The sequence below is a fragment of the Microbispora sp. H11081 genome (genome assembly GCF_012999535.1).
In the GTDB taxonomy this organism is placed as follows: Bacteria; Actinomycetota; Actinomycetes; order Streptosporangiales; family Streptosporangiaceae; genus Microbispora.
Window position 1 is genome coordinate 223987 of record NZ_JABBWV010000002.1, and the last position, 15333, is coordinate 239319.

The window sequence follows — 15333 nt, forward strand, 5'->3', positions numbered from 1 at the left end:
CTTTAAACCATCGGGTTGAAATGGAGGTGGTGACCACGGACGCGCTCTCCCGGGTCTTCGCGGCCCTCGCGGATCCGACCAGGCGCGACATGGTCGCCCGGCTCTCGGAGGGCGACGCGACCGTGAGCCGGCTCGCCGAGCCGTACCGGATGTCGCTGCAGGCCGTCTACAAGCACCTGCGGGTGCTGGAGGAGGCCGGGCTCGTCAGCCGGCCGCGCGGGCCGCAGCCCCGGCCGGTACGCCTGGAGATCGAGGCCCTCGACCTGATGGACACCTGGATCGAGCGGCACAGGGACCGCGTCGAGCGGCGCTACCGCCGCCTCGACGCCGTCCTGGCGGAGATGGAGACGGACGGGCATGAAGAGGGACACGAAGACGGTCGTCGAGGCCGACCCGAGGGTGCCGGTCATCCGGATGACGCGTGACTTCGCGGCCACGCCGGAGCGGCTGCTGCGCGCCCACACGGATCCCGAGTTGTTCGTCCGTTGGGTGGGTCCCGACGGCATGGCCAGCCGGGTCGAGCACTGGGACGCGCGCACCGGCGGAAGCTGGCGGTACGTCTCCGTGCGCGACGGCGCGGAGTACTGGTTCCACGGCTGCTTCCACGAGATCCGGTCCGACCGGATCGTGCAGACCTTCACCTACGAGGGCGAGCCAGACGGGGTCGCGCTGGAGACGCTCTGGTTCGAGGACCTGGGCGGCGGCCGCACCCGGCTGCGGGCGCAGTCGCTGGTCGACAGCTTCGAGAGCCGCGACGCGTGGCTGCGCGGCGGCATGGAGGCCGGCGTCGAGGAGGGCTACGCGAAGCTGGAAGGGATGCTCGGCGATGGCGCTGTCTGACCACCCGGCCGAGCGGCACCGGCAGGTCGCCGGGCTGTTCACAGAACGGGTCCGCGGTGTCCGCTCCTGGGACGCCTCCGCTCCTGTCGACGGCTGGACCGCCCGCGACGTCGTGCGTCACCTGGTCGAATGGCTTCCAGGCTTCCTCGCCTCAAGCCAGTTCGGCGCCCGCGTGGAGGTGCCCGGCGACGCGGACGCGCAGACCAGGCTGCTCGGCTTCATCGGCAGGGACCCGGACTGGACGGGTCAGCGGTCGGTGCCGCGGTCGCGGCGGCGCAGGTAGCGCTCGAACTCCGCCGCGATGGCGTCGCCGCTGGCCTCGGGCAGCTCGGCGGCGTCCTTGCGCTCCTCCAGCTCCCGCACGTACTCGGCGACCTCGCTGTCCTGGGCCGCGAGCTCGTCCACGCCGTGCTCCCAGGCCCGGGACTCCTCGGCGAGGTCGCCGTACGGCATGGGGATGTCGAGCATGTCCTCGATGCGGCGCAGCAGCGCCAGGGTGGCCTTCGGGTTGGGCGGCTGGGCGACGTAGTGCGGGACCGACGCCCACAGGGACACGGTGCGCAGCCCCGCGACGCCCAGAGTGTGCTGCAGCACGCCCACGATGCCCGTCGGGCCCTCGTACTTGGTCATCTCCAGGTTGAGCGCGCGGGCCATGCCGGGATCGCTGACCGAGCCGGTGATCGGCACGGGACGGGTGTGCGGCGAGTCGTTGAGCAGCGCGCCGAGCAGGATGGCCAGCTCGATGCCGAGGTCGTGGCAGAGCCCGACGATCTCGGCGCAGAACGACCGCCACCGCATGTTGGGCTCGATGCCGCGCAGCAGGACCACGTCGCGCTTGGCGCCCTGCGGGCGGGCCAGCAGCAGCCGGGTCGTCGGCCAGACGATGGAGCGGGTCAGGCCGTCGCCGAGCTCGACCACCGGGCGGGTGACCTGGAAGTCGTAGTAGTCCTCCGGGTCCAGCTCGACGAGCGGGGTGGCCTTCCACTCCGACTCCAGATGTGCGAGCACGCCGCTGGACGCCTCACCGGCGTCGTTCCATCCCTCGAACGCGGCGATCAGCACCGGGTCGACGAGCTCCGGGAGCCCTTCGAACTCGATCACGCGCCGCCTCCTCACTGGCCTTGTGCAGTATGGCTCACTCCAAGACTATTCGGTGAGTGGCCCCCTACGTCACCTCCGCCTTACACCGGCCCGTCGCGCTGCCGTGACCTGCGGTGACGTTCCGGCTGCCGGGAATCGGCCGTCCCTTACCCGCCGGACGATCCCGCTACGCGGCCACGAACGATGTTTCGTCCCGCGGGGCCGATAGGCTTCCTCCATGACCAGCAGACCGTCGTTCCGAGAAGTGCTGTCCGAGCGAGTTCTTGTCGCCGACGGAGCGATGGGGACGATGCTGCAGTCCTACGACCCCACGCTCGACGACTTCCAGGGCCACGAGGGCTGCAACGACGTCCTCAACGTGAGCCGGCCCGACATCGTGCGGGCCGTGCACGACGCCTACCTGGAGGTGGGCGTCGACGCCGTCGAGACCAACACCTTCAACGCCAACCGGGCGGCCCTCGGCGAGTACGGCATCGAGGACCGCATCTTCGAGCTGTCGGAGGCCGGGGCGCGGCTGGCCAGGGAGCGGGCCGACCACTGGTCGACGCCGGACAGGCCCCGCTTCGTCCTCGGCTCGATGGGCCCGGGCACGAAGCTCCCCACGCTCGGCCACCTGCCGTACGAGACGCTGCGCGACGCCTACCGCGACAACGCCGCCGGCCTGATCGCGGGCGGCGCGGACGCCCTGATCATCGAGACGTGCCAGGACCTGCTGCAGGTCCGGGCGGCGGTCGTCGGCGCGAAGCGGGCGGTCGAGGACTCGGGCCGGGACGTGCCGATCATCACGCAGGTCACCATCGAGACCAACGGCGCGATGCTGCTCGGCTCCGAGATCGGTGCCGCGCTGACCGCGATCGAGCCGCTCGGCGTCGACCTGATCGGCCTCAACTGCGCCACAGGACCGACCGAGATGAGCGAGCACCTGCGCTACCTGGCCAGGCACTCCCGCATCCCCATCTCCTGCATGCCGAACGCCGGCCTGCCGCAGCTCACGGCCGACGGCGCGTACTACCCGCTGAGCCCGGGAGAGCTCGCGGACGCGCACGAGGCGTTCAGCCGCGACTACGGGCTCGCGCTGGTGGGCGGCTGCTGCGGCACCACCCCCGAGCACCTGCGCCAGGTGGTCGAGCGGGTCGGCGGCCGCGCCCGCGCCGAGCGGCGGCCCCGCCCCGAGGCGGGGGCGGCGTCCCTCTACCAGCACGTGCCGTTCCGGCAGGACACCTCCTACCTCGCCATCGGCGAGCGGACCAACGCCAACGGCTCCAAGGCGTTCCGCGAGGCGATGCTGGCGGGCGACTACGAGGAGTGCGTGGAGATCGCCCGCGCGCAGGCCCGCGACGGCGCGCACATGCTCGACCTGTGCGTCGACTACGTCGGCCGCGACGGCGTGACCGACATGAAGGAACTGGCGTTCCGGTTCGCCACCGCCTCGACGCTGCCGATCGTGCTCGACTCCACCGAGCCCGCCGTGCTGGAGGCCGGGCTGGAGATGCTCGGCGGCCGGGCCGTGGTCAACTCGGTGAACTACGAGGACGGCGACGGCCCCGGCTCGCGCTACCAGAAGATCATGCGTCTGGTGAAGGAGCACGGCGCGGCCGTGGTCGCGCTGACCATCGACGAGGAGGGCCAGGCCCGCACCGCCGAGGGGAAGGTGCGCATCGCCACCCGCCTCGTCGAGGACCTGGTGAACAACTGGGGCATGCGGGTCGAGGACATCATCGTCGACTGCCTGACGTTCCCCGTCGCCACCGGCCAGGAGGAGACCAGGCGCGACGGCCTGGAGACGATCGAGGCGATCCGCGAGCTCAAGCGCCGCTACCCGGGCGTGCAGACCACGCTGGGCGTCTCCAACGTGTCGTTCGGTCTCAACCCGGCCGCCCGCATGGTGCTGAACAGCGTCTTCCTCAACGAGTGCGTCAACGCGGGGCTCGACTCCGCGATCGTGCACGCCTCCAAGATCCTGCCGATGAACCGGATCCCGGACGAGCAGCGCCAGGTCGCGCTCGACATGGTGTACGACCGCAGGCGCGAGGGCTACGACCCGCTGCAGCGGTTCATGGAGCTGTTCGAGGGCGTGGACGCGGCGTCCATGAAGGCGGGCAAGGCGGCCGAGCTGGCCGGGCTGCCGCTGTGGGAGCGGCTCAAGCGGCGCATCGTCGACGGCGAGCGCAAGGGCCTGGAGGCCGACCTCGACGAGGCCCTGGCCCAGCGGCCGGCCCTGGAGATCATCAACGACGTGCTGCTCGACGGCATGAAGGTCGTCGGCGAGCTGTTCGGCTCCGGCGAGATGCAACTGCCGTTCGTGCTGCAGTCGGCCGAGGTGATGAAGACGGCCGTCGCCTACCTCGAACCGCACATGGAGAAGGTCGAGGGCAGCAGCAAGGGCCGCATCGTGCTGGCCACGGTCAAGGGCGACGTCCACGACATCGGCAAGAACCTCGTGGACATCATCCTCACCAACAACGGCTACGACGTGGTGAACCTCGGGATCAAGCAGCCGGTGTCGGCGATCCTGGAGGCCGCCGAGGAGCACCGCGCCGACGTGATCGGCATGTCCGGGCTCCTGGTCAAGTCCACCGTCGTCATGAAGGAGAACCTCGAGGAGCTGAACGCCAGGGGGATCGCGGACAGGTACCCCGTGCTGCTCGGCGGCGCCGCCCTCACCAGGGCGTACGTCGAGCAGGACCTGGCCGACATGTACCGCGGCGAGGTCCGCTACGCGCGTGACGCGTTCGAGGGCCTGCGTCTCATGGACGCCTTCATGGCGGTCAAGCGCGGCGTGGACGGCGCGACGCTGCCGCCGCTCCGCGCACGGCGGGTGCGGACGGGGGCGGTGCTCACGCGGACCGCGGAGGAGGACCTGCCGGCCCGTTCCGACGTCGCGGCCGACAACCCGGTGCCCGCTCCGCCGTTCTTCGGCGACCGGGTGGTGAAGGGCATCCCGCTGGCCGACTACGCCGCTTTCCTGGACGAGCGGGCGACGTTCATGGGCCAGTGGGGCCTCAAGGCCGCGAGGGGCGGCGACGGCCCGTCGTACGAGGAACTGGTGGAGACCGAGGGCAGGCCGCGGCTGCGCATGTGGCTGGAGCGCCTGCAGACGGAGAACCTGTTGGAGGCGGCGGTGGCCTACGGCTACTTCCGCTGCGTCAGCGAGGGCGACAACCTGATCGTGCTGGACGACAACGGGAAGGAGCGGACCCGCTTCACCTTCCCGCGCCAGCGGCGCGACCGGCACCTGTGCCTGGCCGACTTCTTCCGCTCCCGCGACTCGGGCGAGACCGACGTGGTCGCCTTCCAGGTGGTCACGATGGGCAACCGGATCAGCCAGGCCGCGGCCGAGCTGTTCGCGAAGGACGCCTACCGCGAATACCTGGAGCTCCACGGCCTGTCGGTGCAGCTCACCGAGGCGCTGGCCGAGTACTGGCACGCGCGGGTGCGGTCGGAGCTGGGCATCGGCGGGGACGAGTCGCTGGCCGACATGCTCAAGGTGAACATCGCGGGCTGCCGCTACTCCTTCGGCTACCCGGCCTGCCCCAACCTGGAGGACCAGGTGCAGGTCATGGAGCTGCTCGACCCCGCGCGGATCGGCGTGACGCTGTCGGAGGAGTTCCAGCTCCATCCCGAGCAGGCCACCTCCGCCCTGGTCGTCCACCACCCCGAGGCGAAGTACTTCAACGTCTGACCGGCCGCGACGGCGTCCACGGCCGCCCCTTACCATGTTGCTCCCCCCTGATCGGGGGTCTCGCCGGGGGAAGGGGCCACGTGGACGCCGTGCTGTTCGACATGGACGGGCTGCTCGTCGACACCGAAGGGGTGTGGTTCGAGGTCGAGACCGAGGTGGTCACCCGCCTCGGCGGATCCTGGGGCCCGGAGCACCAGGAGCAGCTCGTGGGCGGCTCCTGGGATCGCACCGTCGCCTACATGCTGGAGCTGACGCAGGCCGAGGAGGACCCCGCGGTCGTGGGGGAGTGGCTGATCGACGGGATGGAGAGCCGCCTGTCGAGGGGCGTCGAGCCCATGCCGGGAGCGCTCGACCTGCTGCGCGTGCTCGGCGACCACGGGGTGCGCACCGCGCTGGTCACCTCGTCGCTGCGGATCATCGCCGACGCCGTGCTGAAGGCCGTGGGCCGGGAGCACTTCGAGGTCGTGGTGACGGCCGACGACGTCGCGAACACCAAGCCGCACCCGGAGCCGTACCTGACCGCGGCCGGCCTGCTGTCGGTGGACCCGCAGCGGTGCGTCGCGCTGGAGGACTCGCCGAACGGCGTGGCCTCGGCGTCGGCCGCGGGCTGCAGGGTCGTCGCCGTGCCGGGCGTCCTGCCGATCGCCCAGGCCCCGGGGCGGGTCGTCATGCCCTCGCTGCTCGACGTGGACGTCGCCTTCCTGCGGGGTCTCGTCAGGTAGCGCGGGTCCCGCATGATCGCGTCGCGGATGCCAGGATGGGGAGTACACCGTGATCGAGGGGACCCATCATGACATTCACCGACATCGCCTGGCTGCCGCTGTGCGCCGGCCTCACCGCGGTGGGAATCGGGCTGAGCTACCTGGCCTTCCGGCGCAGGGGGGTGACGGCGGGCCTGCGGGCCACCGCCTGGTCGCTGCTCCCGCTCGCCGCCTACCTCACCGGGGCGCTGAAGACGCTCTGGAACATCGGCGCGGCGGTGGTGGGCTTCGTGACCGGCCTGGTCCTGTCACCCTCGGTGTGGGCCGGGGTGATCCTGGCCGGGCTGTCGGCGCTGCTGTTCGTCGTCTCCGGCACGCTGCGCGGCCGTGTCCTGTCCAGGGCGCGTACGGCGCGGCCGGAGGCCGGCGGCGCCACCGCGGCGCCTGAGCGGCCCGCTACCGCCAAAACGGCACAGACCGGGAAGACAGTACCACAGCAGGTCGAAAAGCCCGCTGGGGATGATTTTTCGGATATCGAGGACATCTTGAAGCGTCGCGGGATCAGCTGATCGATCCCACATCGTGGGACCAAGTTACCGGTCAGTGCAATGTCACAGTCCCAAGACATAATCGGAACGCGACTCCGACAAACCCTTCAAGATCAACACGAATGAGTTTCGCGTGAATCACAGTTAAGCCACAGGCCGCCTCTGGGGACTGGTCAGCCCAGCTCAGACCATAGATTCTGCGTCCGGGGGTCGCACACCACGCGCACCCCTTACGGACAATGTCGTCTGGGATCCAGGGGGCCTGCACCAAATGGCCGTGCGAGGCAAGGTCGTGAGCGGCCACCGCTTCTCCGTCGCCGGATCGATCCCGGGCTTCCCCGAGCATGTCACCGCGGGCGCGGTCGGCTCGGGCAGGGCGAAGGAGGATCGATGACCGCGCCGTTGGACGTCACCGGTGGAGACACCGAGGCGACGCCGGAGGCCGTCGCCGAGGAGGCGCAGGCGCAGAGAGCGATCCAGGGACGCTCGCTCGGGCGAATCGCCTGGATGCGGCTCAAGCGCGACAAGGTGGCCATCGCCGGCGGTCTCGTGGTGGTCTTCCTCATCCTGGTCGCGATCTTCGCGCCGCTGATCGTGGGCTGGTTCGGGCATCCGCCGAACGAGTTCCACCAGGAGATGATCGACTCCTCGACCATGTCGCCGAAGGGCGGCACCGGCATCAGCTCGGACTTCCTGTTCGGCGTCGAGCCGCTGAACGGCCGAGACCTGTTCAGCCGGGTCGTGTACGGCGCGCGCATCTCCCTGCTCATCGCCTTCCTCGCCACGCTGCTGTCGGTCGTGATCGGCACGATCATGGGAATCGTGGCCGGCTACTTCGGCGGCTGGGTGGACACGCTGATCAGCCGGACCATGGACGTGTTCCTCGCCTTCCCCCTGCTCGTGTTCGCCCTGGCCCTCGTCGGCGTGCTGGCGCAGTTCGAGCAGTCGCTGGGCGTGAAGGGCGACACGCTCCGCATCCTGTTGCTGATCTTCGTCATCGGCTTCTTCAACTGGCCGTACATCGGCCGGATCATCCGGGGGCAGACGCTGTCGCTGCGGGAACGGGAGTTCGTGGACGCCGCACGCAGCCTCGGCGCTCGCGGGCCTTACATCCTCTTCCGCGAGATCCTGCCGAACCTCATCGCGCCGATCCTCGTCTACGCGACGCTGCTGATCCCGACGAACGTGCTCTTCGAGGCGGCGCTGTCGTTCCTCGGAGTGGGGATCCAGCCGCCCACCGCGACGTGGGGCGGCATGCTGTCCGACGCGGTGACGTACTACAACATCCCGCACTTCATGTTCTTCCCGGGCATGGCGATCTTCGTCACCGTGCTCGCGTTCAACCTCTTCGGGGATGGCCTGCGCGACGCGCTCGACCCCAAGTCGTCCCGCTGAGTCGTTCCCTTCCAGGTCCCCAACCGCACGGTTTCCCTACCAACAAAGGGTGCTAGTAAATGATGAAGAGATCCGGCGCGGCCCTGCTGGCCGCGGGCGTCGCTCTGACCCTGGGCCTCACGGCCTGCGGCGGCGGCGGTGGCGGCAACGAAGCCGCCAAGGACAACGGCGGCTCGTCGGCCGGCGGTGCCCAGGACGCGTTCAACGCGGGCATCGACAAGGTGTACAACCCTTCGGACAAGAAGGGGGGGACGCTCAAGATGGCCATCTCCGAGGACTGGGACTCCGTCGACCCCGGCGACACGTACTACGCCCTGTCCTGGAACCTCATCCGGATCTACGGCCGGTCGCTGGTCATGTACAACCCCGCGCCCGGGGCCGAGGGCCGCAAGCTGGTCCCCGACCTCGCCGAGAGCCTCGGCACTCCGAGCGACGGCGGCAAGACCTGGACCTACAAGCTCCGCACCGGCGTGAAGTTCGAGGACGGCACGCCGATCACCTCCAAGGACGTCAAGTACGCCGTCCTGCGGTCCATGGACAAGAGCACCTTCGTCAACGGCCCGACGTACTTCAACGACTGGCTGGACCTGCCGAAGGACTTCAAGAGCGTCTACAAGACGCCTGACGTCAACACCGACCAGGCGATCGAGACGCCGGACGACCAGACGATCGTCTTCCACCTCAACCGGGCCTTCGGCGGCTTCGACAACTTCGCCGCCCTGCCGGGCACCATCCCGGTGCCGAAGGACAAGGACACCGGCATCAAGTACCGCGACCACGTGATCGCGTCCGGTCCGTACATGTTCGACAAGGTGGAGCCGGGCAAGCAGTACACGCTCGTCCGCAACCCCAACTGGGACCCCGCCACCGACCCGAACCGCAAGGCGCTGCCCGACGGTTACGAGATCTCCCTCGGCGTGAACGCCGACGACCTGGACAACCGGATCATCTCCGGCGACCTCCACGTCGACCTCGCCGGCTCCGGTGTCCAGCCCGCCGCCCTCGGCCGCGTGCTGAGCGACCCGGCCATGAAGGCCCGCGTCGACAACCCGACCAGCGCCCGCACCTGGTACACCTCGATCATCGGTGACGTCCCGCCGCTGGACAACGTCGAGTGCCGCAAGGCCGTCATCTACGGCGCCGACCGGGTCAGCCTGCAGAACGCCTACGGCGGCGAGTTCGCCGGCGGCGACATCGCCACCAGCCTGATGCCGCCGTCGATCGGCGGGTGGAAGAAGCTCGACCTCTACCCGACCGGCACCGGCGACGCGGCCAAGGCCAAGGAGGCCCTGACCGCCTGTGGCAAGCCGGACGGCTTCGAGACCACGATGGCCTACCGCTCCGACCGGCCGAAGGAGAAGGCCACGGCCGAGGCGCTGCAGCAGTCCCTGGCCAAGGTCGGCATCAAGCTGACCCTGAAGGGCTACCCGACCAGCGACTACTACTCGCTCTACGCCGGCAAGCCGGACTTCGTGAAGAAGAACAGCATCGGCCTGGCCACCAACGGCTGGGGCGCCGACTGGAACGACGGCTTCGGCTTCATGTCGCAGATCACCGACAGCCGGACGATCCGCGCCGCGGGCAACTACAACCTCAGCGTGAAGAGCCCCGAGATCGACGCCCTGATCGACCAGGCGTACGTCGAGACCGACACCGCCAAGCGTGACGAGCTGTGGGCTCAGGTCGACCAGAAGGTCATGGAGAACGCGTTCGTGCTGCCCAGCGTCTACTCGAAGTCCGTCCTGGTGAGGGGCAAGGGCGTGACCAACGCCTTCGTCACCGGTGCGTTCGACATGTACGACTACCTGGCCATGGGCGTCCAGCAGTAACCGTCGCCAATCTGTTTCGGTAAGCCAGGGCGTAAGGGGGCCGGCCCACGAGGCCGGCCCCCGGAGCCGGGGGGACTGTGGTCGCATACATCATCAGGCGCCTGATCGGCGCCGCGGTCATGCTCGCGGTGGTGAGCATGGTCACCTTTTCGATCTTCTTCGTGGTGCCGCGGGCCGCGGGCGCCACCGCGGAGGACTTCGCCGCGCGGTACGTCGGCAAGACGGCGACCGACGAGACGATCTCCAAGCTGGCCGACAGCCTCGGCTTCAACGACCCGGTGGTCGTCCAGTACGGGCGATGGGTCAAGGGGATCTTCGCGGGGTCCGAGTACAACACGGGAGCGAGCGTGGAGAGCTGTCCCGCTCCGTGCTTCGGCTACTCCTTCATCACCCACCAGCCCGTCTGGCCGGACCTGATGGACCGCCTTCCCGTGACCCTGTCCCTCGCGCTCGGAGCGGCCGTGGTCTGGCTGCTAGCGGGAATCGGCACGGGTGTGCTATCCGCACTGCGAAGAGGGAGCATCTTCGACCGCGCGGCCATGACCGTCGCGCTGGCCGGAGTGTCGCTGCCGATCTTCTTCACCGGCATCGTCTCCCTGGTCGTCTTCAGCTACGGCCTGGGAATCACGGCCCCGGGCGGCGTCTACGTGCCCTTGTTCGAAAATCCGGTCCAGTGGGCGTACCACCTGCTCCTGCCGTGGATCACGCTCGCCTTCCTCTACGCGGCCTCCTACGCGCGGCTCACCCGTGCCGGGATGCTGGAGACGATGGGCGAGGACTACATCCGCACGGCCAGGGCCAAGGGACTGCCCGAGCGCATGGTGGTCGTCAAGCACGGCCTGCGCGGCGCGCTGACCCCGATCGTGACGATCTTCGGTCTCGACTTCGGGCTGCTGCTGGGGGGCGCGGTGCTGACCGAGAAGACCTTCACGCTGAACGGCGTCGGCAAGTACGCGATCAACGCCATCGTGAAGAACGACCTGCCACAGATCATGGGCGTCACCATGCTGGCCGCGTTCTTCGTCGTCTTCGCCAACCTGGTCGTCGACCTCCTGTACGCCGTCGTCGACCCGAGGGTGAGGCTGGGATGAGCTTCCTCGAACTGAAGGACCTGCGGATCCACTTCCCGACCGACGACGGCCTGGTCAAGTCCGTCGACGGGCTGTCGTTCTCGCTGGAGCGGGGCAAGACGCTCGGCATCGTCGGCGAGTCGGGCTCGGGCAAGAGCGTGACCAGCCTCGGCATCCTCGGCCTGCACAAGGGCGGCCGGGCCCGCATCTCCGGCGAGATCTGGCTGGACGGCGAGGAACTCGTCGGCGCGAGCCAGGAGCACGTGCGGAAGCTGCGCGGCAAGAAGATGGCGATGATCTTCCAGGACCCGCTGTCGGCGATGCACCCGTTCTACACGGTCGGCGACCAGATCATCGAGGCGTACCGCATCCACAACGACGTCAGCAAGAAGGTCGCGCGCAAGCACGCGATCGACATGCTCGGCCGGGTGGGCATCCCGCAGCCGGAGCGGCGCGTGGACAGCTACCCGCACGAGTTCTCCGGCGGCATGCGGCAGCGGGCGATGATCGCGATGGCGCTGAGCTGCGACCCCGAACTGCTGATCGCCGACGAGCCGACGACCGCGCTCGACGTGACCGTGCAGGCGCAGATCCTCGACCTGATGCGCGACCTGCAGCGCGACTTCGACGCCGCGCTGATCGTCATCACCCACGACCTCGGCGTCGTCGCCGAGCTGTCCGACGACATCCTCGTGATGTACGGCGGCAAGTGCGTCGAGTACGGGACGTCCGAGGACATCTTCGAGCGGCCCGAGCACCCCTACACCTGGGGCCTGCTCGGCTCGATGCCGCGCCTGGACCGCGAGCCGACGGAACGGCTGCTGCCGATCAAGGGCTCGCCGCCCTCGCTGATCAACGTGCCGTCCGGCTGCGCCTTCCACCCGCGCTGCGCGTTCGAGGAACGCACCGGCGGGCTGGGCAGCACGAAGGTCCCCGAACTGCTGGAGACCGAGGGCGGCCACCTGGTGCGCTGTCACCTGTCCCATGAGCGCAGGCGCGCCATCTGGGAGAACGAGATCAAGCCGAACCTGGAGGCTTCGTGAACGAGGAGCCCTTGCTGTCCGTACAGGGGCTGGAAAAGCACTTCCCGGTCACGAAGGGCCTGCTCAAGCGGCAGGTCGGCGCGGTCAGGGCCGTCGACGGCATCAGCTTCGACGTGCGGAAGGGGGAGACGCTCGGCCTGGTCGGCGAGTCGGGATGCGGCAAGACCACCACCGGACGCCTCGTCACCCGGCTGATCGAGCCGACCGGCGGGAAGATCCTGTTCGAGGGCAACGACATCACGCACATGTCGCAGGGCCGGATGCGTCCGCTCCGCAGGGACGTGCAGATCATCTTCCAGGACCCCTACAGCTCGCTCAACCCCCGGCACACGGTCGGCGCCATCGTGGGCGCGCCGTTCCGGATCCAGGGCATCAAGACCGAGCAGGGCACCAAGAAGGCGGTCCAGGAGATCCTCGAACTGGTCGGCCTCAACCCGGAGCACTACAACCGCTACCCGCACGAGTTCTCCGGCGGCCAGCGGCAGCGCATCGGCATCGCGAGGACGCTCGCGCTCAAGCCCAAGCTGATCATCGCCGACGAGCCGGTCTCCGCGCTCGACGTGTCGATCCAGGCCCAGGTCGTCAACCTGCTCGAGGACCTGCAGAACGAGCTCGACCTCACCTACGTGGTGATCGCGCACGACCTGTCGGTGGTCCGGCACATCAGCGACCGCGTCGCGGTGATGTACCTCGGCAAGATCGTCGAGATCGCGGACCGCAAGGGCCTGTACGAGGCGCCGATGCATCCGTACACCAACGCGCTGCTGTCGGCGGTGCCGATCCCGGACCCGAAGCGGCGCACGGAGCGGGAGCGGATCCGGCTGCAGGGCGACGTGCCCTCCCCGCTCAACCCCCCGCCCGCCTGCCGGTTCCACACTCGGTGCTGGAAGGCGCAGGACATCTGCCGCCAGGTCGAGCCGCCGCTGCTGACGCTGGCGCCCGGCCACCAGGCGGCCTGTCACTTCCCGGAGAACGCGCCCGCCGGCGCCGTCGCGGGGGCGGCGCGGGAGCAGGCCGCCACGCCCGCGGACTGAGGCAGGACCCGGCCCCCGGCCCGGCGTCGCCGGGCCGGGGTCAGGAGTAGGTGCCGGGGACGATCAGGCCGGTCTCGTAGGAGAGCACGACGGCCTGGACGCGGTCGCGCAGCCCCAGCTTGGTCAGCACGTTGCCGACGTGGGTCTTCACGGTCGTCTCGCTGACCACGAGCTGTGCGGCGATCTCGGCGTTCGACATGCCCTTCGCGATCAGGCGCAGCACCTCCAGTTCGCGCTCGGTGAGCCGGTCGAGCCGCGCCGGGGTGGCCTGCTGCTGCGCGGAGGGCAGCCGGGTGGAGAACCGGTCGAGCAGCCGCCGGGTGACGCTCGGCGCCACGATCGCGTCGCCCGCGGCCACCACGCGGATCGCCTGCACCAGCTCGTCAGGCGGCACGTCCTTCAGGAGGAAGCCGCTCGCGCCCGCGCGCAGCGCCTCCACGATGTACTCGTCCAGGTCGAACGTCGTCAGCACGAGCACCTTCGGCACGTGGGCGGTCGGCGGGGCCTCGCGCACGATGCGGCGGGTCGCCTCGATGCCGTCGGTGCCTGGCATGCGGATGTCCATGAGCACCACGTCGGGCAGCAGCGCCCGGGACTGCTCCATGGCCACCGCGCCGTCGCCCGCCTCGCCCACGACGGTGACGTCAGGCTCCGCCTCCAGGATGAACCGGAACCCGGTGCGCAGCAGCGGCTGGTCGTCGACAAGCAACACCCGGATCGTCATGTCGGGTCCCTCCGGAGAGGGACGGCGGGCCGCCGGGTGGCGGGGGAGACCCTGATTGTCATGCTCTCTCCTAGAGAGGGCTGTGCCTGAGGGGGCTGAGGGGGAACTGGGCGCGAACCTCGAATCCGCCCCCGGTGCGGGGACCGATCCGCAGGACTCCACCATAGAGCGCCACCCGCTCGCGGATCCCCACGAGGCCGTGGCCCCTGCCCCCGGCCCGCGGCGAGTCCTCCGCCGCGCCGCGCCCGTCGTCCTCCACGTGGATGCACAGCTCGCCGGGCTCGTGCCGTACGGTGACCCAGGCGTGGGCGGCGGGCCCTGCGTGCCGCAGGCTGTTGGTCAGGGCCTCCTGCACGAGCCGGTAGGCGGCGAGGTCGACCCCGGGCGGCAGGTCGGGCGGCTCGCCCTCGATCCACAGCTCGGTCCGCAGGCCCGCCTCGCGCATCTGCTCCACCAGCGCCGGCAGGTCCCGCATGCCCGGCTGGGGCCCGCGTTCGGCCGGGCCGTCGGTGCGCAGCACGCCGACGATGCTGCGCATCTCCTTCATCGCCGTACGGCCCATCTCCTCGATGGCGGTGAGGGCGTCGCGCGCCACGTCGGGCTTGGTGTCGAGCATCTTGCGGGCGGCGGCGGCCTGGACCGTCATCACGCTGACGTGGTGGGCGACGACGTCGTGCAACTCCCGCGCGATGCGGGAGCGCTCCTCCGCCCTGGCGGCCCTGGTGTCGGCCTCCCGCGCCCGCTCCAGCCGGTCGGCCCGCTGGACCAGCTCGGAGAGGTAGGCGCGGCGCAGCCGCCTGGCCCGGCCGCACACCCAGCACAGCAGCAGGACGGTGGTGACCGCGACGTAGTCGGTCCACGACGGGGCGCCCGCCCTGGCGAGGGGGCCGGCGAGGTAGGCGCAGAAGGAGACGAGCAGGGCGGCCACGCTCAGCGTCAGCCCCCGGTAGGCGGCCGCCGAGTAGAGCAGGACGAGACCGCCGATCTTGCTGAGGCCGGGCTCGTAGTGGAGCACGTCGAGCGCCGTCTGCGGGACGCAGACGGCCACCAGCAGCACCAGGGGCCGGTCACGCCGCAGGGCCACAGGCAGCGTGCAGGCCGCGGCCAGGACCAGGTTGAGCGCGTCCGCGGGGCGCGCCGGGACCGACCGCGGCCAGCCGGGTTCCATCCCTGAGCCGGCCGACGCGATCCACCACAGGGACGCGGCCGTCAGCACCACCGCGAGGATCGAGTCGGGGACCAGGAGATGGGCCCGAAGCCAGGACCGCGTACTGCCGGGGGTGGTGCGCACGTACCAAATCTAGGCGGTCACCGCGCACGTCCACCCTGCCCGGGACGGATATGCGACTCCTCCCCACGGAGGAGT

General features: G+C 69.9%; 15 protein-coding genes. 12 read left to right on the plus strand and 3 right to left on the minus strand.

The window, feature by feature from the left end; genetic code table 11:
- Nucleotides 1-29: 29 nt before the first annotated feature.
- From HHX31_RS06200 to HHX31_RS06210, 3 genes are read left to right on the plus strand one after another with little or no spacing between them, the layout of a single operon-like run.
- Nucleotides 30-425: a helix-turn-helix transcriptional regulator gene (locus tag HHX31_RS06200; protein ID WP_169945966.1), complete on the plus strand. Its 396-nt coding sequence runs from the start codon at nucleotides 30-32 to the stop codon at nucleotides 423-425.
- Entirely contained in the window at nucleotides 358-840 is a 483-nt protein-coding gene (locus HHX31_RS06205; RefSeq protein WP_169945968.1) for an SRPBCC family protein, read from the plus strand. Before HHX31_RS06200 ends, HHX31_RS06205 begins: the two co-directional genes overlap by 68 nt.
- Complete coding sequence (locus tag HHX31_RS06210; protein WP_169945970.1) at nucleotides 827-1123, plus strand: maleylpyruvate isomerase N-terminal domain-containing protein; 297 nt, start codon at nucleotides 827-829, stop codon at nucleotides 1121-1123. The genes HHX31_RS06205 and HHX31_RS06210 overlap by 14 nt, the downstream gene beginning before the upstream one ends.
- Here HHX31_RS06210 and HHX31_RS06215 read toward each other — a convergent pair.
- Nucleotides 1087-1941 carry a PAC2 family protein gene (locus HHX31_RS06215; protein ID WP_169945972.1) on the minus strand — a complete coding sequence of 285 codons (855 nt, stop codon included), beginning with the start codon at nucleotides 1939-1941 and terminating at the stop codon, nucleotides 1087-1089. The two genes, HHX31_RS06210 and HHX31_RS06215, sit on opposite strands and share 37 nt — an antisense overlap.
- Nucleotides 1942-2158: 217 nt before the next feature.
- On the opposite strand from HHX31_RS06215, the gene metH reads away from it, so the two are divergent.
- The 9 genes from metH to HHX31_RS06255 all read left to right on the plus strand — a co-directional run bounded on the left by metH (nucleotide 2159) and on the right by HHX31_RS06255 (nucleotide 13243).
- Nucleotides 2159-5623, plus strand: a complete 3465-nt coding sequence (gene metH / locus HHX31_RS06220; protein ID WP_169945974.1) for a methionine synthase — start codon at nucleotides 2159-2161, stop codon at nucleotides 5621-5623.
- A gap of 80 nt (nucleotides 5624-5703) precedes the next feature.
- The gene (locus HHX31_RS06225) at nucleotides 5704-6345 is read left to right on the plus strand and encodes an HAD family phosphatase (protein ID WP_169945976.1); all 642 of its coding nucleotides are present in this window, start codon (nucleotides 5704-5706) and stop codon (nucleotides 6343-6345) included.
- A gap of 68 nt (nucleotides 6346-6413) precedes the next feature.
- Nucleotides 6414-6893: a cellulose synthase gene (locus HHX31_RS06230; protein ID WP_169945977.1), complete on the plus strand. Its 480-nt coding sequence runs from the start codon at nucleotides 6414-6416 to the stop codon at nucleotides 6891-6893.
- Between the two features lie 250 nt (nucleotides 6894-7143).
- Entirely contained in the window at nucleotides 7144-7266 is a 123-nt protein-coding gene (locus HHX31_RS34970; RefSeq protein ID WP_283244408.1) for a hypothetical protein, read from the plus strand.
- A complete protein-coding gene (locus tag HHX31_RS06235) occupies nucleotides 7263-8267 on the plus strand; it encodes an ABC transporter permease (protein WP_169945979.1) in 1005 nt (334 codons plus the stop codon). The genes HHX31_RS34970 and HHX31_RS06235 overlap by 4 nt, the downstream gene beginning before the upstream one ends.
- 59 nt (nucleotides 8268-8326) lie before the next feature.
- The gene (locus tag HHX31_RS06240; protein ID WP_169945981.1) at nucleotides 8327-10096 is read left to right on the plus strand and encodes an ABC transporter substrate-binding protein; all 1770 of its coding nucleotides are present in this window, start codon (nucleotides 8327-8329) and stop codon (nucleotides 10094-10096) included.
- A 77-nt stretch (nucleotides 10097-10173) separates the two neighbouring features.
- Nucleotides 10174-11187 carry an ABC transporter permease gene (locus HHX31_RS06245; RefSeq protein ID WP_169945983.1) on the plus strand — a complete coding sequence of 338 codons (1014 nt, stop codon included), beginning with the start codon at nucleotides 10174-10176 and terminating at the stop codon, nucleotides 11185-11187.
- Nucleotides 11184-12209, plus strand: coding sequence for an ABC transporter ATP-binding protein (locus HHX31_RS06250; RefSeq protein ID WP_169945985.1), 1026 nt, complete (start codon nucleotides 11184-11186; stop codon nucleotides 12207-12209). Before HHX31_RS06245 ends, HHX31_RS06250 begins: the two co-directional genes overlap by 4 nt.
- Nucleotides 12206-13243, plus strand: a complete 1038-nt coding sequence (locus HHX31_RS06255; protein WP_169945987.1) for an ABC transporter ATP-binding protein — start codon at nucleotides 12206-12208, stop codon at nucleotides 13241-13243. The genes HHX31_RS06250 and HHX31_RS06255 overlap by 4 nt, the downstream gene beginning before the upstream one ends.
- Nucleotides 13244-13283: 40 nt before the next feature.
- Here the strand turns inward: HHX31_RS06255 and HHX31_RS06260 are convergent, their stop codons facing one another.
- On the minus strand, nucleotides 13284-13967 hold the full coding sequence (locus HHX31_RS06260) for a response regulator transcription factor (RefSeq protein ID WP_169945989.1): 684 nt from the start codon (nucleotides 13965-13967) through the stop codon (nucleotides 13284-13286).
- Nucleotides 13968-14037: 70 nt separating this feature from the next.
- A complete protein-coding gene (locus tag HHX31_RS06265) occupies nucleotides 14038-15258 on the minus strand; it encodes a sensor histidine kinase (protein WP_169945991.1) in 1221 nt (406 codons plus the stop codon).
- Nucleotides 15259-15333 lie beyond the last annotated feature (75 nt).